Origin of the sequence: Streptomyces sp. NPDC044984, assembly GCF_040646935.1 — a bacterium.
GTDB lineage: Bacteria > Actinomycetota > Actinomycetes > Streptomycetales > Streptomycetaceae > Streptomyces.
Genome location: NZ_JBEZBE010000004.1, coordinates 1 through 23,950, shown reverse-complemented (window position 1 = coordinate 23,950; position 23,950 = coordinate 1). Strand labels below are relative to the sequence as shown.

Here is a 23,950-nt window from a genome sequence, read left to right as displayed (position 1 = left end):
CTACGCCGGATCGAGCCGCCACTGCTGGCAGCCGTTGTTCAGCCAGGTCCACTGCCGTACGTCGGCGCCGTCCGCGGTGGAGCAGTCGGCGACGTCGGCGACCTTGCCGGTGGCCTGGTTGACGATCCGGACGTGCCCGCTGTCCGTCGCCACGAACCGGAACCGCTGACAGGTGTTGTCCAGCCACGACCACTGCCGCAGGTCGGCGCCGTCGGCGGACGAGCAGTTCTCGGTGTCCAGCACCTTGCCGGTGGCGGCGTTCACCAGCCGGTGGGTGTCGTCCCCGAGGTCCTCGAGCCGCCACCGCTGGTTGGCGCCGCCGTTGCAGGCGTACTGCCGCACGTCGGCGCCGTCGGCGGACGAACTCCCGGTCAGGTCGAGGCACTTGCCGCTGTTGCGGTTGGTGAGGGTGTAGGTGGTGGAGACGGCGGCCGACTCCCCCGAGGGCCCGTTCTGGCTCGCCCCGAGGCGGACGGGCGTACCGAAGTTCGGCGATCCGTCCGCGTTCCAGGTGAACTTCTGCGCCCGTGCCGTACGCCCGTTGTCGCACCCCTCGGACGCGGAGTCGTTGGCGTGGTAGACGATCCAGCTCTCCGTTCCGTCCGGCGAGGTGAAGAACCCGTTGTGGCCCGGCCCGTAGACGCCGTTGCCGTCGCTGCGCTGGAAGACGGGCGTGGACTTCTTGGTCCACGAGGAGGCGGAGGCCGGGTTCGACCCGGTGAGGGTGAGCTGGCCGAGCTTGTAGTCGGGGGTCCAGCAGCCGCTCGCGGAGTAGATCAGGAAGGTGCGGCCGCCCCGCTGGAGTATCTCCGGGCCCTCGTTGACGGTGCCGCCCTGCCGCTCCCAGTCGTACGTGGGCGTGGAGATCGTCGAGAAGGACGAACTCACCGTGTAGGGGTTCGACATGCGCGCGGCGACGACGTTCTGCGTCCCGTCGTGCGTGCTGCCGAAGAGGTACAGCTGCCCGTTGACGGTGGCGACCGTCGGGTCCAGCATCCAGGAGGAGTTGAGCTGCCCCTTGTAGCCGTACGGTCCCATGGGGTCGGATCCGGCGCTCTCCAGGACGTGGCTGCGCTGGGTGGGGTTGTAGTCGGCGACGTTCTGCCCGGCGACGTAGTACAGGTACCAGCGGCCGTTGAGGTAGTGCAGCTCCGGCGCCCAGATGTTGCAGCACCGGGAGGCCGCGTCGCCCTGCCACACCTGCACGCTGGGGGCGGTGGCGAGGCCGCCGAGGGTGGGCGACTTGCGGATGGTGATGACGTCGGTCCAGGACGTGCTGATCAGGTAGTAGTTCCCGTCGTGGCGGACGATCCAGGGGTCCGCGCCCTTCTGCGCCTTGACGGGGTTGGTGAAGGAGGCCGCCTGCGCGGACGACTGCCCGAGCGAGAGGGCGAGCAGCAGCGCGGCCAGCAGGGTCAGTAGGCGACGGGCCATCCGCTGCTCCAGTTCAGGAGGTTGATGCCGAGCTTGGGGGTGCCGTTGTCGTTGCCGTCGTAGTAGTGGTAGACGATCAGGTCCCCGTCGACGTCGTTCATGATCGACTGGCCGCCGGGGCCGATGACGCTGCCGTGCGACTCGAGGACGGGCGTGCCGCCGTTGTTCATCATCGAGACGCCGTTCTTGTCGCGGTACGGCCCGGTGACGCTGGTGGCGCGGCCGACCTTGACCTTGTAGGTGGAGCCGGTGCCGGCGCAGCAGGTGTCGTACGAGGCGAAGAGGTAGTAGTAGCCGTTCCGTTTGACGATGAACGGCGCCTCGACGGCCTTCGTCCCGGAGGGGCGGGAGGCGAGGGAGTAGCGGGTGGTGTTGGTGGAGAGCTGCTTCCCGGTGGAGGGGTTGATCTGGATCATCTTGATGCCGGTCCACCAACTGCCGAAGGACAGCCACCACTTGCCGTCGTCGTCGACGAAGAGGTTGGGGTCGATGGCGTTGAAGTCGCTGGAGGAGTTCGAGGTGTAGACAGTGCCGTAGTCGGTCCAGCTGCCCGGCTGTCCGGTGGTGGAGCCGGCCAGCCCGATGGCGGAGGTGTTAGACCCGAACTTCGAGACGGAGTAGTACATCAGGTACTTGCCGCCGTGGTACGAGATGTCCGGCGCCCAGGCCTCCGGCACGGAGGAGTAGTTCCGCCACCAGCTCGGCCGGGACGAGAACGCGTCGGCGCCGGCGGAGAAGGCGGTGCGGTCGCTGGAGGTCTTGCTGGCGATGCCGCCGCCGGTGGCGTAGAGGAGGTACTGCCCGGAGGAGGTCCGGATCATCGACGGGTCGTGCGTGACGACGGACCCGGTGACGCGGCCGGGGTTGGGGTACGCCGACGCGGTGGTCGGCATCAGGGCGAGCAGCGCGGCGGTGGGGAGCGCGAGCAGGGCGGTGCGCTTGCGGAGGGTGCGGCTCATACGGGGTTCTCCTTGCGGTGGGGGTCAGCGTGCGTTCGGCATCCCGAACGGCGATCGCAAGTTCGAACGGACCGTAGAATCGAACCACTTGCGCGTCAATGGTCCGCGCAGCCCCTCTTGCGGGCTGCGCGGAGCGAACCCGAAACACCGGGTGGGCATACGCACGGCAAACGGGCTTTGCCGGATCCGCCGGGGACGGAGGCGTACGCGGTGATCGCGGCGGGCGGGGACGTACGCGGTGATCGCGGCGTCCGGAGGAGTCAGCCGGTGACCGGTGAGACGGCGACGCAGCCGGCCGCGGAGACGGCGCCCGCACCGGACTTCTCGGCCAGCACCTCGCCCTCGTGGACGATCCGGCAGGACAGCTCACCGGAACCGCCCCCGGTGTCCAGGGTCACCGGTATGACGGCGGGAGCCTCGATGCCGCGCAGCGTCACCGTCTTCTTCCACGGCAGGGTGGGGTCGTCCACCGTCTCGAACTTCGGGTCGGCCGCGCTCCCGCCGCCCGCGTTGAAGTCGATGGAGTCGACCTTCCCGCCGGTCACCTCGTAGGTGACCTGGTACTCCTCGTCGACGCGCTCGTCGACTTCCTCGACCACTTCGTCCTCGGCCCGGTCGGCGGCCTCCTCGGAGCAGGCGCCGAGGCCGAGGGCCAGGCAGCCCGCGACGAGCGCGGACGTGAGGGAGCGGTGGATGCGGTTCATGCAGTTCATGCGGTTCATGCGGAAGGACCCCCATTCGAATGAACTGCCTTTGAAAAGAAGGTAGTTGAAGGGTGAGTCAGGTCAAACCGGGCTCTCTCACCCGGACGAGGTGGCCGACGGAGTCGGGCAGGACGGGGCGGTCGGGGAGGTGCTGGGGTCGGGAGACGGGGAGCCGGAGCCGGACCCGGCGGAGCAGTCGTCCGGGTCGGCGGGCGAGGGGCTCGGGCCGGTCGGGTCCGGCGACGGCGACGGGCTCTGCGTGGGGGATCCGCCGGGTGACTCCGAGGGCTCCTGGCTCGTCGGAGGCGCCGTCGGGGAGGTGCTGGGGCCGGGGGACGGGGAGGAGGACGGCCGCGGAGTGGGTGAGGAGGGGCCCGGGGACGGCGCGGGGCTACCGGGGGTGCTCGGGTCCGGGCCGATGACGATGCCGCCGCCGTCGTTCCCCTTTCCGCCGCTGCCCTTGTCCACGGGTTCGGTCGCCGGGGTGTCGCCTCCCGCGCCGGGACTCCTCGGGACGACGCCCTCGCCGTCGGGGACGGTGTGGACCCCCCGGCTGTAGAAGTCCAGCCAGTACCTGACCAGCCTCAGATAGGGGCGCGAGTGGTTGTAGCTGAGGATCGCCCGGTCCAGGTCGGCGGCCCGGCCCAGGTCCCGGTCGCCCGCGCACAGGTAGTGGCCGGCCGCCAGGGCCGCGTCGAAGACGTTGTTCGGGTCGGCGCGGCCGTCGCCGTTGCCGTCCGTGCCCCAGCGGGCCCAGGTGGACGGCAGGAACTGCATCGGTCCCACCGCGCGGTCGTAGACCGTGTCGCCGTCGTGGGCACCCCCGTCCGTGTCCCGGATCAGGGCGAACCCCCGGCCGTTGAGCGGTGGTCCGGTGATCCGGCCCCGGGTGGTGCCGTTCCGGTCGACCGCGCCGCCGCGCGCCTGGCCGGACTCGACCTTGCCGATCGCCGCGAGCAGTTCCCAGGGCAGCCGGCAGCCGGGGTCCGTCCTGCCGACGGAGGTCTCGGCGGCGCGGTAGGCGCGCAGCACGGTGGCCGGGATGCCGGACTGGGAGCGGAGGTCCCGCGTGAGCGCCGGGGAGGCCGACGCGGCGTCCCGGGTCCTCAGGGGCGGGAGTTCGGTGTGGTAGGAACCGTCGCCCGGCGGAACGAGTTCGGCGTACGGACCGCCTGCCGCCGTCCCGCGGGCGTCGTCGTCGGCGGGCGGGGCGGCGTGGGCGTCCCGCGCGTCCCCGAGGATTCCGGGGGCCTGGGAGGCCGTGAGGGCCGCCATCGCCGCCACGGTGACGGCGGTCGTCCGCAGTCCCCTGCGGGTCCGGCCGGTGCGCGGACGTCGTGTGCGGCGTACGGGCATGGCTGTCACTCCTGTCGGATGCGGGGCGGTCGCGCCCATGGGTTCCGTCGGCCGCGCGGTCCTCAGCGGCCGAAGGTGTCGATGCCGGAGACGAGCCACCGTCCGTCGCGGTGCACGACGTCGACGGCGAGCATGGCGCCCGCGTACACGCCCTCGTCCTGCGTGTCCTCGGCGTCCTTGGCGTCCTTGGCGCCCTTCGGGTCCTTCGCGTTCTTCGCGTCCTTCGTGCTTCCGGCGGTGGCGACGCTGCTCTGGTCGGCGTAGACGAGGACCCGGGCCCGGTGGCCGTCGATCCGTTCGACCGCGCTCTCGGTGACCGTCGTGGTGATCACCGCCTTCTGCTCGTCGGCCCGTTTCCGGACGTCGGCGAGCAGGGTGCGGTGCTGGTCGACGGCCTTCCCCGTGAGGAGGTCCCGCGCGGCTTTCCCGAGGGCGCCGGGGTCGGTGTGGTCGTAGGAGAAGAGCCGGTCGACGGCCTTGGACGTCTGCCCCTTGATCTCGCCGGTGCGGGCGAGGTCGGTCAGGGCGGTGTTGCGCCGCGCGGGGTCGTCCCGGAGCGCTTCGGCCTTCGCGTGCGCCCAGCCGGCGAAGCCGCCGAGGAGGACGGTCAGCGCGCAGAGCACCACGAGGCCCACCGGGCGGCGCGACCGGGTCCGGTCCGCCTTCCCCTCCTCGGTCGTCCGGGCCGTTCCGGTCGTCCCGGTCGTCCGCGCGGAGGACGAGGACGAGGGCGAGGTCGAGGGGCCGGGAGAGGACAGGACGGCCGTACCGCCCGTGCGGGTCCGGCTTCCGGTGCTCTCCGGGGCCCCGGTGGAAGCGGCGGGCCGGTTCTCGCGGGCCTGGCGGCGCCGCTGGCGGTTGATGTGGTGGCGGGTCGTCGACATCGTGCTGTCCTCTCGGTGCGGCGGCTTGCGCGGTGCGGAACCGGGTCAGCCGGTCGGTGCGCCGCCCACGGGGGCCTGTCCCAGGGCGCTCAGCTTCCACCGGCCCCCGGTGCGGGTGAGTTCGCCGAGCATGCGGCTGTCCTTGTCCGTCTTCGCGCCGTCGGACGCCCTGACGGTGACGCGCAGGGCGACCAGCACCCGGGCGCGGCCCGCGCGGTCGTCGAGCTCGGTGACGGCGCCCGACAGCACCCGGGCCGTGGTGACCGTCTTCGCCGCCTTCACCTGCTCGGCGAACTCGTCGCGCCCCGACGCCAGTTGTTCGTGCAGTTCACCGGTGGTCGACGACTCCCACAGGTCGAGGCCCCGGTTCAGGTCCCGGTGGTCGAGCGTGTTGAGGTTCTGCACGGCCTGCTCCCCGGCGGCGAGCGCCTCGTCCCGTTGCGCGGCGTACGCGGCCCGGTCGTCGTGGGCAGCGCGGTACCAGTCCTGCCCCGTCCAGGCCGCGAAGCCGCCCGCGAGGAGGGTGAGGGCGAGGAGCAGGGACGGCAGGGGCCGGGGGCGGTGTGCGGTGAGGACGCGGACCGCGCGTTCCATGGGGTGCTCCAGTCTCCCGCGCACGGGTCAGCGGGCCTTGAGGTCGACGATCCGCCACCGGTCGTTCTCGAGCCGGGCCGTGACGGTGAGCTGGGCCGCCGCGGTGGTGGCCTCGTCCTTGCCGCGGCGGGAGGTCTGGTCGAGGAAGACCAGCAGGCGCGCCCTGTCGCCGTCGAGTTCGATCACCCCGGTGCGGACGGCCCGGGTGCTCAGGGTGACGCGCTGCTCGGTGAGGTCGTCGCGGACCTGGTCGAAGAGGTCCTGGTACTGGCGGGCGGCGCGCCCGTCGAGGACGGAGCGTGCGGAGCGCTCGGCGGCCGCGGTGCCGTCCGGTGTGTAGGAGAAGACACGGGCGAGGGCGTTGGCGACCTCGCCGGCGACGCGGTGGGTAGCCTCGGCGTCGGTGAGCGCGCGGTTCCGGGCGGACTCGGCCGACGTGAGCCGGTGGGCGCCGTAGAGGAAGCCGCAGCCGCCGAGGACGAGCACGGCGGCGATCCCGGCGAGGACGGCCCGCCGTGTCCGGCGGGCGCGGACACCGTCCGCCGGGTCCGCGGAGGACTCCTCCGCAAGGCCCTCCGCATCGGAGCGCCCGTCCCCGGAACGCCGGTCCCCGGGTCCCGTCCCGGAAGCCTGGTCCGGTTCGGGGCCCGCTTCCGGGTCCGCGTCCCCCGCGGAATCCTGTGCTCTGCCCCCGCGCAGCAGCCGTACCAGTGTCATCGGTCCCCGTCCTCCTGCTCCCCCGAGAGCGGTACCGCGCTCAGCGCCCTCACCTTCCACTCCCCCTCGCCCGTGCGGGCCAGGACCGCCTCCAGGCGCTTGCGGTCGGTGGCCGGCTTCTTCGTCCCGGCGGGGGTGACCTCGACGCGGACGGTGGTGATCAGCTTGGCCGTGCCGGCCCGTGTGTCGAGCGCGGTGACGGCCGCCTCGGTGACCGTGCCGCGCGCCGAGGCGCCCGCCTTCGCCTCGGTGCGGCCCAGTTCCTCGCGCAGCGGCCCGGTGGAGGCGTCGCGCCAGGCCCGGATGCCCTGCTCGGCCCGCTGCCGGGTGGTGGCGTCGAGCGTGGTGAGCACGGCGATGCCCGCCCGTCCGTCGGCGAGCGCCCGGTCGCGCTCCCGGCCGTACGCGAGCGCGTCGTCGGTGCGTGCCTGCGCGTATGTCCACGCGCCGGTGCCGAAGAGGCCGAGCGCCAGGGTGAGGCCCACGCCGGTGAGGATCCGGGCCCTGTTCATCGCGTGCTCCCGCCGGCCGGGGCGAGGAGGCCCGCCAGGTCCCCCGGTGCCTCGCCGTCCTGGCCGGGCAGGGCGAGGGCGCCGGGGAGTGCGGCCGGTCCGCCCGTCCGTGCCCCGCCGCTGCCGGAGGGCAGGGATCCGGGCCTGGCCGGGTCGGGCACCGGGCCGCCCTTCGGGGCGTTCGCCGAGCCGCGCACGTTGACCCCGTCCGCGGCGGGGGCGGTGCAGGCCGCGCCGGTGTTGAGGGCGGGCGTGGTGCCGAGGTCGAGCCCGTTGCGGTAGCGCGTGGCGCCGTATCCGTCGGTGCAGGGCAGGGGCTTGAAGAAGGTGACGGCCATGCCGAGGTTCAGCTTCCCTCCGTCGACGGCGGTGGCGCCGGCGGCGACGGCCGCCGGGAACTTCACGAGGAGTTCCTCCGTGCCGCGCTGCCGGGTGACGGCGATCTCGGAGGTGGTGAGCAGATTGGCGAGGACGACGCCCAGGCTCGGGTCCAGGTCCCGCAGGACGCCGCTGACCTGGGTGGCGGCCTCGGGGGCGACGGTGAGGAGGCGGCGCAGGTCGGCGTCGGAGCCCTTGAGGGTGCGGGCCAGTTCCTCCGCCCCAACGGCGAAGTCACGGATGGCCTGCTCCTCCTCGGCCTGGGTGCGCAGGACGGTCTCGCCGTCGGTGATGAGCCTGGTGGTGGACGGCAGGGCGCGGTCGGCGGCCTCCACGAAGTCGCTGCCGCTGTCGAGCAGGGCCTGGAGGTCGTCGCCGTGGCCCTCGAAGGCCTTGCCGAACTCGTCCACGACCGTGCGCAGGTCGTCGAGCGGGACGGAGCGGGTGAGGTCGTCGATGCTGCTGAGCACGTCGGTGACGGGTCTGGGCACCTGGGTGTCGGCCTGTTCGATGCGGGCGCCCTCTGCGAGGTAGGGGCCGCCGTCGCCCTCGGGCCGCAGGTCGATGTACTGCTCGCCCACCGCGGAGAGCCCGGCGACCACGGCGCGGGTGTCGGCGGGGATGCGCGGGGCGGACTTCTTGATGCGGAGTTCGGCGACGACACCGTCCGCGGTCAGGCCGATCGGTCCGACGCGGCCCACGGAGACGCCCCGGTAGGTGACGTCGGAGTGGGTGAACAGACCGCCGGTGCGCGGGAGTCGCACGTCGACGGTGTAGTAGTCGGCGACGCCGACGTACCGCCCGAGGTCGGCGTAGCGGATGCCGAGGAAGGAGAGGGCGAGGACGGCGACGACGAGGAAGGCGAGGTTCTTCAGCCGTACGGCGAGGGTGATCAACCCGGTTCACCTCCCCGGGCGGCCGCCGGATCCGCCGGCGTTCCGGTGACGGGGACGGAGGGCAGGGGCAGCGGGGAGGAGGGCGTCGGTGAGGGCCGCCGGGACGGGGCCGCCGACGGCGCGGCGGACTTCCGTTCCCCGTCCGCCCTTCCCCCGGACCGCTCCCCGGACCGCTTCTCCCCGGCCGCTCCCGGCCCGCCGTCCGCCGGGGCGGAGGGCGAGGCCGTGCCCCGCGGCACCAGCGGCGGGATCACCCGGGTCCCGGGCACGGCGGTCATGTCCAGGTACACGTTGAGGTAGTCGCCCTTCACGCCCCGCAGCACCTCGTCGGTGAACGGGTACGTCAGCAGCACCTCCAGGGAGTCGGGCAGGTCCGTGCCCGCGTCCGCGAGCGCCTTCAGGGTCGGCGCGATGGCCTTGAGGTCGGCGATCATGTCGTCCTTGCTCGCGTCGATGGTGGTGACGGCGACGCCGGAGAGCGTGTCGAGGGAGCGCAGCATGGTCAGCAGTGAGCCGCGCTGCTTCTCGAGCGTCTTCAGGCCGGGCGAGAGGCCGGTGAGGACGGTGCCGACGTCGTCCTTGCGGGTGGCGAGGGTCGTGGAGAGCCGGTTGACGGCGTCGAGGGCGTCGGTGATGTCGCCCCGGTGGTCGTCGAGGTCGGTCACCAGGGTGTCGACCCGTTTCAGCACGGAGCGGACCTCGGGCTCGCGGCCGCCGAGCGCCGCGTTGAGTTCCCGGGTGATGGTCTTGAGCTGGTTGACCCCGCCGCCGTTGAGGAGCAGGGACAGCGCGCCGAACACCTCCTCCACCTCGGTGTTGCGGCTGGTGCGGGAGACCGGGATGACGGCCCCGTCCGCCAGCCTCGCGGCTCCGGTCTCCCGGTCGGGTGCGACGAGCTGGACGTACTTCTCGCCCAGCAGGCTGGACTGTTCGAGGCGGGCGGTGGCGTCGGCGGGCAGCCGTACATCGCCGTTGATCTTCATGGTGACGCGGGCCGACCAGTCGTCGCGGCCGAGCTCGACGGCGGTGACCCGGCCGACGGCGACGTCGTTGACCTTCACCGCGGACTGCGGGACCAGGCTGAGCACGTCCCGGAGTTCCGCGGTGACGGTGTAGGGGTGGTCGCCGAGGTCGGCGCCGCCGGGCAGCGGCAGGTCCTCGATGCCGTCGAAGCGCGGCGGTCCGACGGTGACCGCGCCGAGGGCCAGGGCGAAGCCGAGGCCGAGGGCGAGCAGTCCGCCCAGGGTGAGGCCGGCGGCGCCGCCCGTGGTGAGCACGCCGCGCCGCACCGCCGCGGCCCGCGGGCCGGGGTTCCGTGTGCCGCCCCTCATCGCTCCCCCTCTCCGGTGGCGGAGGAGCCGGTCGCGGGCAGCGGCAGCAGCGGTCCGCCCATGCTGATCTCGTTGAGGTTGGCGCGGCCGTCGAGGGTGCGGGTGTCGGGGTTGTAGGCGTTCACGACGTTGCCCGTGGCCAGCGGCGCCACGTCCAGCGCCTCGGCGAGCGAGGTCCGCTGCTCGACGAGGGTCCGGGTGAGGGGGACGAGCCGGTCGACGTTCTCCTTCAGCTCGTCCCGGTTGTCCTCGATGAAGGTCTTGACCTGGCCGAGGGCGGTGCCGAGTTCCTCGAGCGCGCCGGCCAGGTCGTCCTTGTTGTCGGCGAAGAAGCCGACGACCTCGTCCAGGCGTTCCTGCGCGGTGCGCACGTCGGTGTCCTTCTCCTTCAGCATGGTGGTGAAGGTCTGGAGGCTGCGCAGTGTGCCGAACAGGTCGCCGCTGCTGCCGTCGAGGGTCTTGGCCGCCTTGCCGAACTCCTCGACGCTCTCGCCGATGGCCTCGCCGTTGCCGTCGAGGTTGGCGGCGCCGGTGCTCAGCAGTTCGGACAGGGCGCCGCTGGAGTTGGCGCCGTCCGGGCCGAGTGCCTCGCCGAGTTCGGTGACCGAGTCGTAGAGCTGGTCGATCTCGACGGGGGTGCGGTTGCGCGCGGCGGGCAGGACGGCGCCCTCGGCGAGGGCGGGGCCCGCGCTGTATGCGGGGGTGAGCTGGACGTAGCGGTCGGCGACGACGCTCGGCGCGACGACGACGGCCCGCGCGCCCTCGGGGACCTTCACGCCCTCGTCCAGGAGGAGGCCGACGCGCACCGTGGTGCCCTGGGGCCGCACCGACTCCACCTCGCCGACCCGCACCCCGAGGATGCGCAGGTCGGACCCGGCGTAGACGCCGACGGCGCGGTCGAAGTAGGCGGTGACGCGGGTGCCGTCGGAGTCGAGGACCCGGACGGCGGTGAGGCCGCCGGCGGCCAGCACCGCGAGGGCGAGCAGGCCGGTGAGGACTTTTCTGCGTCTGCTCATCGCTCACCGTTCCCCTGGGCCGCCGTCTGTTTCGGCGGCAGGCAGCCGGTATCGGGCAGGGACGTCTCGGGCAGGTAGTCGCGGGGGACGACGCCGCACAGGTAGCTGTCGAACCAGCGGCCGTTGCCCAGGGTGTTGCCGACGAGGCGGTAGTACGGGCCGACCAGCGCGAGGGTCTTGCCGAGCTGGGCGTTGTTCTTCTCCAGGACGCCGGTGACCCGGCCGAGGGCCTTGAGGGTGGGGCCGAGCTGCTTCTCGTTGTCGTCGACGAGGCCGCTGATCTCGGTGCCGAGTTCCCTGCTGCCCTTGAGCAGGGCCCGGATGGCGCCGCGGCGTTCCCTCAGTTCGCCGAGCAGGGAGCCGCCGTCCTCGATGAGGGTCTCGAAGCTGGACTTCTTGTTCTCCAGCGTCTTGGTGAACCGGGCGCTTCCTTTGAGGAGTTCGGAGAGCTTCGCGTCGCGTTTGGAGACGGACTTCGACAGCGCGGACAGGCCGTCGGCGGCGGTGCGCACATGGGGCGGGGAGTTCTCGAAGGTGTCGGAGAGGGTCTCGAAGCTCTCCGCGAGCCGCCGGGTGTCGATGTCCTCGACGGTGGAGCCGAGGTCCTGGAACGCCTGGGTCACGTCGTAGGGGGAGGTGGTGCGGGACAGCGGGATGCGGCTGCCGGGGTCCTGCCGGGCGGAACCGAGCGGGTCGAGCGCCAGGTACTTGTCGCCGAGGAGGGTCTTGATGGCGATGGCGGCGGTCGTCCGGTCGCCGATCCAGGCGTCCTCGACCTCGAAGGTGACCTTCACCTTGGCGCCGTCGAGGGCGACGCCGGTGACCTCGCCCGCCTTGACGCCGGCGATGCGCACCTCGTCGCCCTCGCCGAGGCCGGCGGCCTCGGAGAAGTCGGCGCTGTAGTGCGTGCCGCCGCCGAACGGCAGCCGGTCCACGCGGTAGACGAGGACGGTGAGCAGGGCGAGGGCGAGCAGCCCGACGACGGCGACGGCGACGGGGTCGCGTTCCTTGACCGGCTTGAACCACGGGCGCCGGGCCCCGGTGGTCCGCTCGCGCCGCGCGGAGGGCCTCATCCGCGGCACCTCGATTCGGTGATCGCGATGCCGGTCGGCGGCTTCGAACCGTCGGAGGTGGTCACTCCGCTCACACGTGCCTCGCAGAGGTAGAGGTTGAACCACGATCCGTAGGAGGACAGGCGGGCCAGGGCGGTCATCTTGGCGGGGGTGCGCTCGAGGAAGTCCTCGATCTGCGGCGTGTGTGCGCCCAGGTTCGCCGAGAGCCGGCCCAGTTCGCGGATGTCCTGCTCGAGGGGGGCGCGTCCGTCCTCGAGGAGATCGGCGGTGACGGTGGTCAGGTCGCCCATGGCCTCGACGGCCTCGCCGAGGGGTTCCCGGTCGTCGTTGAAGCCGGTGACGATGTCCCGCAGGGTGACGACGAGGTCGTCGAAGCCGTCCTCGCGGTCGTTGAGCGTCTCCAGGACGGTGGTGAGGTTGTCGACGACCTGGCCGATCACCTTGTCCTTGGCGGCGACGGTCGTGCTGAGCGAGCCGATGTGGCGGATCAGGCTGTCGACGGTGGCGCCCTCGCCCTGGAGCACCTGCACGATCGATCCGGCGAGTTCGTTGACGTCCTTCGGGGACAGCCCTTCGAACAGCGGCTTGAACCCGTTGAAGAGCAGGGTCAGGTCGAGGGCGGGCGTGGTGCGGTCGAGCGGGATGGTGTCGCCCGCCTCGAGCGTGCCGGTGAGGTCGCCGCTGCCGCGGTCGAGGGCGACGTAGCGCTGGCCGACCATGTTGAGGTACTTCACGGCGGCGGTGGCCGACCGGGGCAGCCGGCGGTCGTCGCGGACGGTGAAGGTGACCTGGGCGGTGCGCCGTTGCACGACGCGGACGTCGGTCACCTCGCCGACCTCCACCCCGGAGATCCGTACGCTGTCGCCGTCGACGAGTCCGGTGACGTCGGTGAACAGGGCCCGGTAGGTGCTGGTGCCGGTGCTGACACCGGTGTTGGCGACGCTGAGACCGAGCACGGTCGTGGCGAGGCCGGTGACCACCACGAAGACCAGGGACTTGAGCAGCGGCCCGGTCAGCGGGCGGCGCCGGGTGTGCGCGTTGCCGGGGGCGGTCATCCGAGGGTCACCTCCGTACCGCGGTAGGCCGGGCCGACGAGCAGGCTGCTCCAGTCGGGCAGTTCACCGGGGTGCCGGCCGGCGGCGGGTGCGAGCAGTTCGTTGACCAGGTCGTTCTCCTGCGGGGAGTTGGCGGGCCCGAGGTCCTGGCCGGCCGCCGCGGACGCCTGCGCGGCGGGCCGGGCGAGGGTGCCGAGGTAGGGCACGGCGGGGCAGCGGGGGCCGCCGCCGGAGTCGTACACCGGGGTGTCGCGGCCGGGGCGGTAGGCGCCGCGCGAGGGGACGGTGGTGACGTCGACGTGGATGCCGGGCCGGTCGGTACCCTTGCCGAGCGCCCGGTCCATGGCGGGCACGAACTCGGCGAGGGTGCGCAGGGTGCAGGGGAAGGAGGGGGAGTACTCGGCGAGCAGTTCCAGGGTGGGCCTGCCGGTGGCGCCGAGCCGGATGATGTTGTCCTCGTTCTTCCGCAGGAAGGCCGTCATGTCCTCGGCCGTCCGGGTGGTGGCGCCGAGGGTGCGGGCGTAGGCGGCCTCCTGCTCGGCGAGGGTGCCGCTGGTGGTGGTGAAGTCGGTGAGCGCCGTGACGATGTCGGGTGCGGCGTCCGCGTAGACGTGGCCGACCTTCACGAGGTGCTTGAGGTCCCGGTTGAGGGTGGGCAGGTGGGGGTTGAACTCCTCCAGGTGCGCGTCCAGTTGTTCGAGCGTGTCGCCGAGCCGGTCGCCGCGTCCCTCCAGGGCCCGTGAGACGGCCGACAGGGTCGCGGACAGCTTCTGCGGCTGGACCGCGGTGAGCATCGGCAGGACGTCGTCGAGGACCTGCTGGAGTTCGACGGCGTTCTCGGAGCGGTCCTGGGGGATGACGGCTCCGGCGGCCAGCGGTTCGGCCGACGGCCGCTCCGGCGGTACGAGGGCCACGAACCGTTCGCCGAACAGGGTGGTCGGCAGCATCTGCGCGCGGACGTCGGAGGGTACGTCGTCGAGGGCGCCGGGCTTCATGGCGAGGGTGAGCCGGGCCCCGTCGCCGGTGGCGTCGACGGCGCGGACCTCGCCGACGACGACGCCGCGCAGTTTGACCTCGGCGCCCAGGTGCATCTCGTTGCCGACGCTGCCGGTCTCGACGACCACCGGGTCGGAGTCGGTGAATTTCTTGTCGTAGACGGCGACGGCCAGCCAGACCAGCAGGGCGGGCACCAGCAGGAACACCACCCCGGCGGACCGGCGGCGCAGCGTCTCGCCTCGGGTCGCGCTCATCTCACCCCGCCACCTTCACGGTCGTGGTCGCGCCCCACAGGGCGAGCGACAGGAAGAAGTCGGTGACGCTGATCAGCACGATGGCGTTGCGCACCGACCGGCCGACGGCGACGCCGACGCCGGCGGGGCCGCCCGTGGCGCGGTAGCCGTAGTAGCAGTGGGCGAGGATCACCATCACGCTGAAGACCAGCACCTTCAGCACCGAGAGCAGGACGTCCGTCGGGGAGAGGAAGAGGTTGAAGTAGTGGTCGTAGGTGCCCCGGGACTGGCCGTTGAACAGGACGGTCACGTAGCGGGACGCCAGGTAGGAGGAGAGCAGCCCGATCGCGTAGAGCGGGACGATGGCGACGACCCCGGCGATGATGCGGGTGGTGACCAGGTAGGGCATGGAGCGGATGCCCATCCCCTCGAGGGCGTCGACCTCCTCGTTGATGCGCATGGCGCCGAGCTGGGCGGTGAAGCCGGCGCCGACGGTCGCCGAGAGGGCGAGTCCGGCGACGAGGGGGGCGATCTCGCGGGTGTTGAAGTAGGCGGAGACGAAGCCGGTGAACGCGGCCGTACCGATCTGGTCGAGGGCCGCGTAGCCCTGGAGTCCGACGACGGTTCCGGTGAAGAGCGTCATCGCGATCATCACGCCGATGGTGCCGCCGATGACGCCGAGGCCGCCGGAGCCGAAGGCGACCTCGGCGAGGAGGCGCTGCACCTCCTTGAGGTAGCGGCGCAGGGTCCGCGGGATCCACAGCAGCGCCCGGGCGTAGAAGAGCAGGTGGTCGCCGGAGCGGTCGAGCAGGGCGAGCGGGGAGGCCATCGGGCCTCAGCCTCCCTTCGGCGGGACGATCTGGAGGTAGACGCCCGTCATCACCATGTTCACGAAGAAGAGCAGGAGGAAGGTGATGACGACGGACTGGTTGACGGCGTCGCCGACGCCCTTGGGGCCGCCGCGCGGGTTGAGTCCCCGGTGGGCGGCGACGATGCCCGCGATGAACCCGAAGACCAGCGCCTTGAGTTCGCTGATGTACAGGTCGGCCGGCTGGGCGAGGGCGGAGAAGCTGGACAGGTAGGCGCCGGGGGTGCCGTCCTGCAGGATGACGTTGAAGAAGTAGCCGCCGAGGGTGCCGACGACGGAGACCAGTCCGTTGAGCAGGACCGCCACGCCCATGGTGGCCAGGACCCGGGGCACGACGAGGCGTTGCACGGGTGAGACGCCCATGACCTCCATGGCGTCGAGTTCCTCGCGGATCTTGCGGGAGCCGAGGTCGGCGCAGATGGCGGAGCCGCCGGCGCCGGCGATCAGCAGGGCCACGATGAGCGGGCTCGCCTGCTGGACGACGGCGAGGACGCTGGCGCCTCCGGTGAACGACTGGGCGCCCAGCTGCTGGGTCAGGGAGCCGACCTGGAGCGCGATGACGGCGCCGAAGGGGATCGAGACGAGGGCGGCGGGCAGGATGGTGACGCTCGCGATGAACCAGAACTGCTCGACGAACTCGCGGAACTGGAAGGGTCTTCGGAAGACGGCGCGGCCCACTTCGGCGGCGAGCGCGAAGAGCCGGCCGGTCTGCCGAAGGGCGCCGGTGATCATGTGCCGCTCCCGGCGGCGGGCATCGGCAGGGTGGGTGCCCCGGCGCTCTCCGCGTAGGTCCTGCGGATGGCGGAGCGCGCGGCGGGCGGCAACTGGTCGATCATGCCCATGACGCGGTCGCGCCGCCGGGCGACGGCCCGGCGCGGCGGGAGGCCGGGTGACGGCTCGAGCTGCGGGACGATGGTCCGGGGCCGGGCCGCGGCGGCGTCCGCGGCGTCCGCCTCGGCGGCGAGGGTGGCCGCGTCCTTCTCCTCGGACATCCCGATGGGGCCCTCGCGCCGGCCGTCGAGGAACTGGGCCACCACCGGCTCCTCGCTGGTGAGCAGCACCTCGCGCGGGCCGAAGGTGACGAGCTCGCGCCGGAAGAGCATGCCCATGTTGTCGGGTACGGTCGCGGCGATGTCGAGGTTGTGGGTGACGATCAGCATCGTCGCGTCGATCTGCGCGTTCAGGTCGATCAGCAGCTGGGAGAGGTAGGCGGTGCGGACCGGGTCGAGCCCGGAGTCCGGTTCGTCGCAGAGGATGATCTGCGGGTCCAGCACGAGCGCGCGGGCCAGGCCGGCCCGCTTGCGCATGCCGCCGCTGATCTCCCCCGGGAGCTTGCCCTCCGCGCCCAGCAGCCCGACGACCTCGATCCGCTCCATGACGATGCGGCGGATCTCGGACTCCTTCTTGCGGGTGTGCTCGCGCAGCGGGAAGGCGATGTTGTCGAAGAGGGACATGGACCCGAAGAGGGCTCCGTCCTGGAACATGAGCCCGAACAATTTCCGGGTTTCGTATACATCCCTTTCGGGACTGTTCACCATGTCCACCCCGTTGATGAGAACACGGCCCTTCTCGGGTTTGAGCAACCCTATGAGCGACTTCAGGAAGACGGTCTTCCCGGTGCCGGACGGCCCCAGCATCACGCTCACCTCTCCGGCAGGAAGGGTGAGTGTCACGTCCCGCCAGATGCTCTGCTTGCCGAAGGACTTGGTCAGGCCCTCGACCACGACTTCGATTCCCATATCACCTCCAGCGGACGTGTGTCCTCACGCGCTTCGCCGGCGCACGTTAAGTCGGCGCGGAACGCACTGACAACGGGTGCGACGCCGGTTTCCCGCCGTCTTTCCGGACTTTGTCACCGTGCAGACAACCCGCCGGCCCGCACTTGTCTCCGGGGAGACAGGCAGGGTCTCGCGGCTCCGGGGGGTGTGGATCCGCGAGACCCTGCCGACGGACGTCCGACCCGGTGGAAGGGCGCGGCCGGAAAGCATCCGTCATGGTTCCGGCCGACGGGGGCCACCGACCTGGAACCGAGCACCACACCGGCACGTTACGGCTGAGTAACCTCGACGGGCAAGAGTGGAATCCGAGTTTTCCAGGGCATCCTGTTCGGCCATACGGAACCTGTCAGGGCGGAGACAAAAAGCGGTCGCGAAATTATCACCGGGCGAGCATCACGGAACGGCGCCGAGCAGTCGGCAGGCAACCCGCGCGCCACTGGCCGAAAATTCCACATTGACAGTCGGTGACTAATCCGGTCCGTGATCAACTCACCCCGGGAACAGATGATTGGCCTTTTCAAAGAATCATGAGCAGTGCCATTGTTCGGCTAAGTTTCCCGCAAGTAACGTCATGGTTCGCGGACAGGAAACACCGAGCCGCGGGCCGCCCGGCCGCCCCTCGACCGCTTCGGCCACGGCCCATCTCTGCCGGTCAATCCACAAGGAGACTCCCCGAGCCATGAAGAAAACCCTCAGAAGGACCGCTGTCGTGGCGGGTGCGGCCGCGGCCGCCTTCGGTCTCACCGTCGGTCCCGCCTCGGCGGTGCCCTCCACCACGTGGACCGTCACCCCCACGGGCAGCTACACGGCGACGAACAGCGGCAACATCGTGCTGACCGCCACCATCCCGATGACGTGCACGACCTCGGGCGCCTCGGGCACCATGTCGAGCGCCACGGGCAACCCGGCCACGGTCGCCGCCATCAACGCCATCAACTTCGGCACCTCCGCCTCGCCGTGCACCAGCGTCCTGGGCAACGTCACCACCGTGGCGGTCACCCCCTGGACCGTCGTCGCGCAGGACTACACCGCCTCGACCGGCGTCACCAAGGGCTATGTCGGCAACGTCAAGGCCAACGTGACCGCCGGCGCCTGCAAGTTCACGGTGACGGGCAAGGCCTCGGCCACCTACACCAACGCCACCGGCGTCCTGGACGTCAACAGCGTCTCCGGTGACCTGGCCGTCAGCTCCAACCCCGCCCCCGTCAACTGCGGCTCGGTGGTCACGACCGCCACCAAGCCCATCTTCAAGGGCAAGTACGTCATCAAGGCGTCGAACGGCGCCGTCCCGCAGATCGTCGGCTCCAACCCGTAAGGCGCCACCCCTCGCGTCCGCCCCGCCGGCGTTCCCGGCCGGGCGGACGCGGACTGCCCGGCCGAACCCTCCGGAACCCGCTTCCGAACGAACCCTGGTGGAGCTGTATGAGAGGCCATCGTGCCGCCGCGTCGCGGCCGCCCCGTGTCCGTGCCAGGAGCGCGGCGATCGGCGCGTTCGTCGTGCTCGCCGCCACGGTCCCGGCCGCGGCGTCCGCCGCGGGCACCCAGGAGGTGGACACCGCGCTCCCCTACGTCTGCGCGCTGCCGTCCGGACGACAGCCCGTGACGGTCCGGGTCTCGGCGGTGTTCCCGGACCGGGCGGAACCGGGCGAGGCGTTCTCACCCACCGACGTCACCACCACGGTGGAACTCCCGGCGGAGGCGGTCGCGGACCTCACCGCGCTCGGGGCCGCCACCGCGCGGGCCGCCACCCGCCTCACCGTCGGCGTCACCCAGGACGAGGCCGCCGCCGAGGCGACCTGGCGCGGCACCGCGGAGCCGGTCCCCGTTCCCGGTTCCGGACCGCTGACGCTGACCACGGTGGGCGACGTCCCCTCGGTGACCGGGCAGGGCGACGGCGACCTGACGTTCACCGCCGGGAACCTCGCCGTCGACCTGGAGCTCGGCACGGCGGACGGGACCGCCACCGACCCCGGCGCACTGACCCTCGACTGCTCCCCCGCCGGGGACGCGCCGGGGAGCGGACCGCTGGCCACCGTGCCGGTCGGTACGGGCACGCCCGGGCCGAGCGGTTCGCCGTCCGCGCCCGGCTCCTCCCCCGGAACGCCGGACCCGTCCCCCGGGACACCGGAGGACGAGCAGGGCAACCGCGCGCCGGAGGTGGCGGAGGACCCGTCCACCACAACCGCGGACCGCGACGCGCCGCCCTGCCGCTACGACGACGCGAACCCGTCCACCTCGGCGTCGCTGAACGCCTACATCACCGGCTACTCCAACGTGCGGAAGCTGCGGGGGGCCTCGCTCATCCCCGTGTCCTGCGTACTCGTCGAACAAGGTCCTCTGGACGTCGTCGAGCTCTTCCCCGACTTCAGCGGCGCCTACCTGAAACAGCACTCGGAGGGCAGGCTCCACCACCAGGGGCGCGAGCGGACCCCGCCGTTCCAGGCCGACTTCCTGACCTTCGGCTTCGTTCCGACGAAGGCCACGATGGTGCTGGAGCAGACCGGTCCCCTCACCCTGGACGTCGCCGGCGAGACCGTGTTCGAGACCGGATACACCAGCTTCGAGACCCGTACCCGGGTTCCGCTGGTGCTCCGGGTGACCGCTCTCACCGTCAACGGGACCCCTCTGGACGTCGGGCCCGGCTGCAGGACGGAGCGGCCTCTGTACTCCCCCGAACCCGAGCCCTCGAAGTACCCGGGCGACCACTTGGTGCTGTTCGGGAGCAGTACGCATCAACCCCCCGCCATGCCCGTCGGCTACCTGCTCAGTTCCGGCGGTCCCCTGACCGGGGAGGCGACCATCCCCGCCTTCACCGGCTGCGGGACCGGCGGCGAGGACCTCGACCGCCTCCTCACCGCCTCCGTCTCCGGCCCGGGCAACCACATCAAGCAGATCCAGGGCCAGACGTGCGCGGTGCAGGTCTTCAACCCCGCCGAGTGCACCGAGGACCTCCAGCCCCTCAAGATCCCCGTTCCCGAGCGCTGAGCCGCGCCTCCCCTCCCTCCTCCACGGAAGGCCACCACCCATGCCTCTGCCCACCACCCGCGCCAGGATCGCCACCGTCTCCGCCCTGACCGCGCTCGGCGCCTTCGCCTCCTTGGGCACCGCGACCGCCGCCGAGCCCGCGCTGAACGGCGCGTGGGCGCCCTTCACCCGCTGCCCCGTGGACGCCCCGGCGATGCTGGCCGCCGACGGCTTCGACAAGACCCCGCAGTGCGTGGTCTCCACCTCCGCCGGCGGCTCCATCAAGCTGGGCAAGACCACCGTGGTCACGGGGAGGACCAACCTCCAGATCGGCGTCGTCCAGAACGCGGACGGCACCAGCAGCGTCGTCGCCCCGCCCTCCGGCGCGCTCGTCGCCGACTCCGCCACCGTGCCCGGCGGCCTGCTCGGCCTGATGTGCCCGAGCAACATCCCGGTGATCACGGGCATCTGCGAGACGCTCGAGAACTCCAGCCTCAACAAGATCACCGCCACCATGGAGTCCGTCGGCGCCCCCTACGCCTTCGACCAGACCGCGGGCGTCCTCACGGACATGCCCATCGTCGCCCTGCCGGTCCGCATCCACCTGGAGAACCCGCTGCTGGGCAGCAAGTGCTACATCGGAACGGCCGCCAACCCCATCCTCCTGCGCCCGGAGAACCGCAACTACCCGGAGTTCGGGATGAGCTTCTTCCAGGGCGACGGCACCCCCGACGAGGCCGGCGAGATGAGCCGGATCGACCTCACCGGCGCCACCCAGAACGACAGCACCTTCGCGGTCCCCGGAGCCACCGGCTGCGGCCTGAACGTCGGCCTGATCAACGCCGCGGTCAACGCGAAGACCGGGTTGCCCTCCGCCTCCGGGAACAACAGCCTCACCCTCAACGACACGCAGACCCACCTCACCGGCCTCAACGCGCCCGGCACCGCCGCCCCCGAGGCCGGCCGGGTGCTCGCGGAGAACTGGCACTCCGCCGTCAGGTGACGGCCACGCGGCGGCGGTTCCCGGCCGCCACAACGGCCGGCCCGCGCAACGGTGAAGCAGTTCTGCCCAAATGGTGTACATGAAAAGGAAGTTGATTTACTTTCAGCTTCTCGGACCGGCATGACCGGGTGGACCGGTCCGGGCGCCGTCCGCCATCCGGCCGGACGCCGCCCGCCCGGCCACCCCGCCGGACACGTCGGAGAGCAAGGGGTGGCTGATGCCCTCGACCACACGGTCCCCGGAGGTCGGTGAACCGCTCGAACCCTTACCCCGGCAGTTCGCGGCCTTCATACGGCCGGAACTGCCGGGACTGCTGAACGAGATACGGGCCGAGGTCACCCGCGCCTACCCGGTGTACGGGCGGCTGCTCAACGGCCCGGACGGAGACGCGATCCGCCAGGGCGTGGAACAGGCGTTGGTCGCCTTCGTGGACCGGGTGGCCGACCCGGGCAGGAGCCCGGACCTGCGGGACGAACTGCTGCGCAGGTTCGGCCGGGTGGAGGCCTACGAGGGCCGCGACCTGGAGACCCTGCAGGGCGCCTACCGGCTCGGCGCCCGCATCGCGCTGCGCCGGGCCAAGTCGGTGGGACGGCAGTACAACCTCTCCCCCGCCCTCATCCTCGCCTTCGCGGACGCCCTCTTCGCGTACGTCGAGGAGCTGGAGACGGTCACCCGCGAGGGGTACGCGGAGGTGCGGGAGCGGGCCGCGTCCGAGGTGTCCGCGTTACGAAGACAGTTGCTGCACCTGATCCTGGCCTCGTCGCCGCTGCCCCAGACGACCGTCTCCGAACTGTGCGAGGCCGCCGCCTGGGAACTCCCCCGCACCTGCACCCTCATCGCCCTCCGCCCTCCGGTGCCGGACCACATCCAGGCGGTTCTCGACGGCGACGTCCTCGCCGACCTCGACATCCCGCAGCCGCACCTGCTCGTCCCCGGGGACCTCACCCCGCAGCGCCTCGCGATGCTCGGCACGGCCCTGTCCGGCACCCGCGCCGCGGCGGGCCTGACCGTGCCGCTCGCGCAGGCCGCCGACTCCGTCCGCTGGGCGCGCCGGGTGCTCCAGCTCGTCGACGACGGCGTGGTGCCCGACGCCCCGCTGGTCCGCTGCGAGGACCACCTGGTCACGCTGTGGCTGCTGTCCGACCCGGCCCTGGTCGACCAGCTCGCGGCGCGCGAACTGGCCCCGCTCGACGGGCTGCCCGCCGGCCGGCGCCAGCGGCTCGTCGAGACGCTCCGGGTCCACGTCTCCACCAGGGCGCCCGCCGAGCAGGTCGGCGAGATGCTGGGCGTGCACGCCCAGACCGTCCGCTACCGCCTGCGGAACCTGGACGCCCACCTGGGCGACCGGCTCACCGACCCCGACCACCGCTTCGCCCTCGAGGTGGCCCTGCGCTCGCTCCACCTGCGCGGTCACGACGGCGGGGAATGACTGCTCCCCTCCCTGGCGGCACGGAGCCGGGGGCCGGCCGAGAGGTCCCGGTCAACGGGTTCCGAACCCCGCGCCCCCACGGGGCAGGTCGACCTCGGCGCGGACGGTCTTGACGGGCGGCCTTCCGTCCAGCACCTCCCATCGGTCGGCGAGCGCCTCGACGAGGACCAGGCCCCTGCCGTGTTCGTCGAGGGACCGCGCGGACCGCACCCCGGGGTACGGCGGCCCGCTGTGGGTGTCGGTCACCTCGACGCGGACGCCGGCGCCGAGATGCGTGAGCCGCAACTCGAAGTCCCGGCCGGGCACACGGCCGTGCGTGACGGCGTTGGCGGCGAGCTCGGCGACGATCACCGCGAGGGCGTCGGAGAGGTCGGAGCCGTACGGGACGCCCCAGGCGTGCAGTCGGTCCACGGCGAGGTGCCGGGCGAGGCGGGCACCTCGCGGTGTGGAGCCGAAGCGCCGGGTGAACACACGTACGGTAACCGGTTCTTGCTGGGCGGGTTGTGCAGTCATGCGCCCAATCTGGCGTCCCGAAGGGGCGGTTCTCCAGGTCGCGGCCGCGTACGCCGCGGCGGCGTACGCGGTGACGGAATGGACAGTACCGGTGACCAACCGTGACCATGGCGGCGGGAGGTGACCGACAGTGGTCGATGGCGCGGTGGGGGCGGGCACGGGTGCGGGCGGCGAGCCCGAGTCGTCGGACAGCCTGCGGACGTTCGGGGCGGTGGTCCAGGGACTCCGGGAGCACGCGGGGCTGAGCAGGGAGCAGTTCGGCGAACTGGTGCGGTACTCCAAGCACACGGTGGCGTCCGTGGAGTTGGGAAGGCGCATGCCGGACGCCGCGTTCGTGGAACGCGCGGAGGAGGCGCTCGGCAACACGGGTGCGCTGCGGAGGGCGGCGGGGTGCCTGGCGCGGCAGCCGGGACTGGCGGCCTGGTTCCGGCGGTGGGCGCGGCTGGAAAGGACTGCGATCGCGCTGTGTACGTACGAGTGCCGGATGGTGCCTGGGCTGTTGCAGACCGAGGCCTACGCGCGGGCCATGGCCGTCGACCATCTGCCACCGCTTGACGACGAGCAGGTCGAGGAGCGGTGGGCCGCCCGGGCCGAGCGGCAAGAGCTGTTGCGGAAGCAGCCGAACACCGCGTTCAGCTTCATCGTCGAAGAGCACACGTTTCTACGGCGGACCGGCGGCAGAGACGTAACGCACGGGCTCATCACACACGTACTGGAACTCGCTGCACTGCGTAACGTCGAGCTCCAGGTCATGCCGCTCGTCCAGGAGTCGCACACTGGGCTACAAGGCCCCCTCCAGCTGTTGGAAACGCAGGAGAACAGATGGTTCGGTTACCTGGAAGGCCAGGAGAGCGGCCAACTCATCACCGACCGAAAAGTCGTCAGCGTGCTCCAGATGCGGTATGCCAGGATGCGCTCGCAGGCTCTGCCCCTCGAAGACTCCGTGAGCCTGTTGCAGCGGATGCGAGGAGACCTATGAGCACCGACCAACCGACCTGGTTCAAGTCGACTTACAGCAGCAGCGCTTCCGGCGACTGCGTCGAGGTCGCCAACCACCCCGGCGCCGTCCACGTACGCGACTCCAAGGACAAGGCCGGCCCCCGGCTCGCCCTCTCCCCCACCGCCTGGGCCGACTTCCTCGCGCACGTCGCGAAGTGACCGGGGGCCACTCGCTTCTTTGTCAGTGTCGTGCTTCCGCGAGCCGCGTCAAGGGCGCTGTGTTGCGCTGCGCTCCACTTCGCGTCGCCTTCGGCGATG

General features: G+C 71.8%; 24 protein-coding genes. 6 read left to right on the top strand and 18 right to left on the bottom strand.

Annotated features, from left to right (window positions below; genetic code table 11):
• From AB0A94_RS05565 to AB0A94_RS05485, 17 genes are all read right to left on the bottom strand, one after another.
• Positions 1–1,434, bottom strand: a complete 1,434-nt coding sequence (locus AB0A94_RS05565; RefSeq protein ID WP_361739261.1) for a family 43 glycosylhydrolase — start codon at positions 1,432–1,434, stop codon at positions 1–3.
• Positions 1,416–2,393 (bottom strand): arabinan endo-1,5-alpha-L-arabinosidase, encoded by a 978-nt coding sequence (locus AB0A94_RS05560; RefSeq protein ID WP_361739258.1) that lies wholly within the window; start codon positions 2,391–2,393, stop codon positions 1,416–1,418. Before AB0A94_RS05560 ends, AB0A94_RS05565 begins: the two co-directional genes overlap by 19 nt.
• 260 nt (positions 2,394–2,653) lie before the next feature.
• The gene (locus tag AB0A94_RS05555) at positions 2,654–3,106 is read right to left on the bottom strand and encodes an MmpS family transport accessory protein (RefSeq protein WP_361739894.1); all 453 of its coding nucleotides are present in this window, start codon (positions 3,104–3,106) and stop codon (positions 2,654–2,656) included.
• Positions 3,107–3,193: 87 nt separating this feature from the next.
• On the bottom strand, positions 3,194–4,453 hold the full coding sequence (locus AB0A94_RS05550; protein WP_361739255.1) for a lytic transglycosylase domain-containing protein: 1,260 nt from the start codon (positions 4,451–4,453) through the stop codon (positions 3,194–3,196).
• 62 nt (positions 4,454–4,515) lie between these two features.
• On the bottom strand, positions 4,516–5,337 hold the full coding sequence (locus tag AB0A94_RS05545) for a hypothetical protein (protein WP_361739253.1): 822 nt from the start codon (positions 5,335–5,337) through the stop codon (positions 4,516–4,518).
• Positions 5,338–5,382: 45 nt separating this feature from the next.
• Positions 5,383–5,931, bottom strand: a complete 549-nt coding sequence (locus AB0A94_RS05540) for a nuclear transport factor 2 family protein (protein ID WP_361739250.1) — start codon at positions 5,929–5,931, stop codon at positions 5,383–5,385.
• A gap of 27 nt (positions 5,932–5,958) precedes the next feature.
• On the bottom strand, positions 5,959–6,642 hold the full coding sequence (locus AB0A94_RS05535; protein WP_361739891.1) for a hypothetical protein: 684 nt from the start codon (positions 6,640–6,642) through the stop codon (positions 5,959–5,961).
• A 2-nt stretch (positions 6,643–6,644) separates the two neighbouring features.
• Positions 6,645–7,160: a hypothetical protein gene (locus AB0A94_RS05530; protein WP_361739248.1), complete on the bottom strand. Its 516-nt coding sequence runs from the start codon at positions 7,158–7,160 to the stop codon at positions 6,645–6,647.
• The gene (locus AB0A94_RS05525; protein ID WP_361739245.1) at positions 7,157–8,434 is read right to left on the bottom strand and encodes an MlaD family protein; all 1,278 of its coding nucleotides are present in this window, start codon (positions 8,432–8,434) and stop codon (positions 7,157–7,159) included. Before AB0A94_RS05525 ends, AB0A94_RS05530 begins: the two co-directional genes overlap by 4 nt.
• The gene (locus AB0A94_RS05520) at positions 8,431–9,765 is read right to left on the bottom strand and encodes an MCE family protein (RefSeq protein WP_361739242.1); all 1,335 of its coding nucleotides are present in this window, start codon (positions 9,763–9,765) and stop codon (positions 8,431–8,433) included. Before AB0A94_RS05520 ends, AB0A94_RS05525 begins: the two co-directional genes overlap by 4 nt.
• Entirely contained in the window at positions 9,762–10,781 is a 1,020-nt protein-coding gene (locus AB0A94_RS05515; RefSeq protein ID WP_361739239.1) for an MCE family protein, read from the bottom strand. The genes AB0A94_RS05520 and AB0A94_RS05515 overlap by 4 nt, the downstream gene beginning before the upstream one ends.
• Positions 10,778–11,854, bottom strand: a complete 1,077-nt coding sequence (locus tag AB0A94_RS05510) for an MCE family protein (protein ID WP_361739236.1) — start codon at positions 11,852–11,854, stop codon at positions 10,778–10,780. The genes AB0A94_RS05515 and AB0A94_RS05510 overlap by 4 nt, the downstream gene beginning before the upstream one ends.
• The gene (locus AB0A94_RS05505) at positions 11,851–12,909 is read right to left on the bottom strand and encodes an MCE family protein (protein ID WP_361739233.1); all 1,059 of its coding nucleotides are present in this window, start codon (positions 12,907–12,909) and stop codon (positions 11,851–11,853) included. The genes AB0A94_RS05510 and AB0A94_RS05505 overlap by 4 nt, the downstream gene beginning before the upstream one ends.
• On the bottom strand, positions 12,906–14,159 hold the full coding sequence (locus tag AB0A94_RS05500) for an MCE family protein (RefSeq protein WP_361739231.1): 1,254 nt from the start codon (positions 14,157–14,159) through the stop codon (positions 12,906–12,908). The genes AB0A94_RS05505 and AB0A94_RS05500 overlap by 4 nt, the downstream gene beginning before the upstream one ends.
• Before the next feature lies 1 nt (position 14,160).
• On the bottom strand, positions 14,161–14,967 hold the full coding sequence (locus tag AB0A94_RS05495) for an ABC transporter permease (RefSeq protein ID WP_217128914.1): 807 nt from the start codon (positions 14,965–14,967) through the stop codon (positions 14,161–14,163).
• A gap of 6 nt (positions 14,968–14,973) precedes the next feature.
• Positions 14,974–15,738: an ABC transporter permease gene (locus AB0A94_RS05490; protein WP_217128913.1), complete on the bottom strand. Its 765-nt coding sequence runs from the start codon at positions 15,736–15,738 to the stop codon at positions 14,974–14,976.
• The gene (locus tag AB0A94_RS05485; protein WP_361739226.1) at positions 15,735–16,745 is read right to left on the bottom strand and encodes an ATP-binding cassette domain-containing protein; all 1,011 of its coding nucleotides are present in this window, start codon (positions 16,743–16,745) and stop codon (positions 15,735–15,737) included. Before AB0A94_RS05485 ends, AB0A94_RS05490 begins: the two co-directional genes overlap by 4 nt.
• Before the next feature lie 718 nt (positions 16,746–17,463).
• Here AB0A94_RS05485 and AB0A94_RS05480 point away from each other — a divergent pair.
• The 4 genes from AB0A94_RS05480 to AB0A94_RS05465 all read left to right on the top strand — a co-directional run bounded on the left by AB0A94_RS05480 (position 17,464) and on the right by AB0A94_RS05465 (position 22,180).
• Positions 17,464–18,099, top strand: coding sequence for a hypothetical protein (locus AB0A94_RS05480; RefSeq protein WP_361739223.1), 636 nt, complete (start codon positions 17,464–17,466; stop codon positions 18,097–18,099).
• Positions 18,100–18,206: 107 nt separating this feature from the next.
• The gene (locus AB0A94_RS05475) at positions 18,207–19,769 is read left to right on the top strand and encodes a DUF6801 domain-containing protein (RefSeq protein WP_361739221.1); all 1,563 of its coding nucleotides are present in this window, start codon (positions 18,207–18,209) and stop codon (positions 19,767–19,769) included.
• 40 nt (positions 19,770–19,809) lie between these two features.
• On the top strand, positions 19,810–20,751 hold the full coding sequence (locus AB0A94_RS05470; RefSeq protein WP_361739218.1) for a hypothetical protein: 942 nt from the start codon (positions 19,810–19,812) through the stop codon (positions 20,749–20,751).
• 217 nt (positions 20,752–20,968) lie between these two features.
• Positions 20,969–22,180, top strand: a complete 1,212-nt coding sequence (locus AB0A94_RS05465) for a helix-turn-helix domain-containing protein (RefSeq protein ID WP_361739216.1) — start codon at positions 20,969–20,971, stop codon at positions 22,178–22,180.
• Positions 22,181–22,231: 51 nt separating this feature from the next.
• On the opposite strand, the gene AB0A94_RS05460 is transcribed toward AB0A94_RS05465, so the two are convergent.
• Positions 22,232–22,693 (bottom strand): ATP-binding protein, encoded by a 462-nt coding sequence (locus tag AB0A94_RS05460; protein ID WP_361739213.1) that lies wholly within the window; start codon positions 22,691–22,693, stop codon positions 22,232–22,234.
• A gap of 130 nt (positions 22,694–22,823) precedes the next feature.
• Here AB0A94_RS05460 and AB0A94_RS05455 point away from each other — a divergent pair, with 130 nt between their 5' ends.
• Positions 22,824–23,672 carry a helix-turn-helix transcriptional regulator gene (locus AB0A94_RS05455; protein ID WP_361739210.1) on the top strand — a complete coding sequence of 283 codons (849 nt, stop codon included), beginning with the start codon at positions 22,824–22,826 and terminating at the stop codon, positions 23,670–23,672.
• The gene (locus AB0A94_RS05450) at positions 23,669–23,851 is read left to right on the top strand and encodes a DUF397 domain-containing protein (RefSeq protein WP_361739208.1); all 183 of its coding nucleotides are present in this window, start codon (positions 23,669–23,671) and stop codon (positions 23,849–23,851) included. The genes AB0A94_RS05455 and AB0A94_RS05450 overlap by 4 nt, the downstream gene beginning before the upstream one ends.
• Positions 23,852–23,950: the final 99 nt, after the last annotated feature.

Bases quoted from the DNA above. Each gene is read 5' to 3' on its own strand.
- AB0A94_RS05565 (WP_361739261.1), bottom strand. From the start codon at position 1,434: ATGGCCCGTCGCCTACTGACCCTGCTGGCCGCGCTGCTGCTCGCCCTC.
- AB0A94_RS05560 (WP_361739258.1), bottom strand. From the start codon at position 2,393: ATGAGCCGCACCCTCCGCAAGCGCACCGCCCTGCTCGCGCTCCCCACC.
- AB0A94_RS05555 (WP_361739894.1), bottom strand. From the start codon at position 3,106: ATGAACTGCATGAACCGCATCCACCGCTCCCTCACGTCCGCGCTCGTC.
- AB0A94_RS05550 (WP_361739255.1), bottom strand. From the start codon at position 4,453: ATGCCCGTACGCCGCACACGACGTCCGCGCACCGGCCGGACCCGCAGG.
- AB0A94_RS05545 (WP_361739253.1), bottom strand. From the start codon at position 5,337: ATGTCGACGACCCGCCACCACATCAACCGCCAGCGGCGCCGCCAGGCC.
- AB0A94_RS05540 (WP_361739250.1), bottom strand. From the start codon at position 5,931: ATGGAACGCGCGGTCCGCGTCCTCACCGCACACCGCCCCCGGCCCCTG.
- AB0A94_RS05530 (WP_361739248.1), bottom strand. From the start codon at position 7,160: ATGAACAGGGCCCGGATCCTCACCGGCGTGGGCCTCACCCTGGCGCTC.
- AB0A94_RS05520 (WP_361739242.1), bottom strand. From the start codon at position 9,765: ATGAGGGGCGGCACACGGAACCCCGGCCCGCGGGCCGCGGCGGTGCGG.
- AB0A94_RS05515 (WP_361739239.1), bottom strand. From the start codon at position 10,781: ATGAGCAGACGCAGAAAAGTCCTCACCGGCCTGCTCGCCCTCGCGGTG.
- AB0A94_RS05510 (WP_361739236.1), bottom strand. From the start codon at position 11,854: ATGAGGCCCTCCGCGCGGCGCGAGCGGACCACCGGGGCCCGGCGCCCG.
- AB0A94_RS05505 (WP_361739233.1), bottom strand. From the start codon at position 12,909: ATGACCGCCCCCGGCAACGCGCACACCCGGCGCCGCCCGCTGACCGGG.
- AB0A94_RS05500 (WP_361739231.1), bottom strand. From the start codon at position 14,159: ATGAGCGCGACCCGAGGCGAGACGCTGCGCCGCCGGTCCGCCGGGGTG.
- AB0A94_RS05495 (WP_217128914.1), bottom strand. From the start codon at position 14,967: ATGGCCTCCCCGCTCGCCCTGCTCGACCGCTCCGGCGACCACCTGCTC.
- AB0A94_RS05490 (WP_217128913.1), bottom strand. From the start codon at position 15,738: ATGATCACCGGCGCCCTTCGGCAGACCGGCCGGCTCTTCGCGCTCGCC.
- AB0A94_RS05485 (WP_361739226.1), bottom strand. From the start codon at position 16,745: ATGGGAATCGAAGTCGTGGTCGAGGGCCTGACCAAGTCCTTCGGCAAG.
- AB0A94_RS05480 (WP_361739223.1), top strand. From the start codon at position 17,464: ATGAAGAAAACCCTCAGAAGGACCGCTGTCGTGGCGGGTGCGGCCGCG.
- AB0A94_RS05475 (WP_361739221.1), top strand. From the start codon at position 18,207: ATGAGAGGCCATCGTGCCGCCGCGTCGCGGCCGCCCCGTGTCCGTGCC.
- AB0A94_RS05470 (WP_361739218.1), top strand. From the start codon at position 19,810: ATGCCTCTGCCCACCACCCGCGCCAGGATCGCCACCGTCTCCGCCCTG.
- AB0A94_RS05465 (WP_361739216.1), top strand. From the start codon at position 20,969: ATGCCCTCGACCACACGGTCCCCGGAGGTCGGTGAACCGCTCGAACCC.
- AB0A94_RS05460 (WP_361739213.1), bottom strand. From the start codon at position 22,693: ATGACTGCACAACCCGCCCAGCAAGAACCGGTTACCGTACGTGTGTTC.
- AB0A94_RS05450 (WP_361739208.1), top strand. From the start codon at position 23,669: ATGAGCACCGACCAACCGACCTGGTTCAAGTCGACTTACAGCAGCAGC.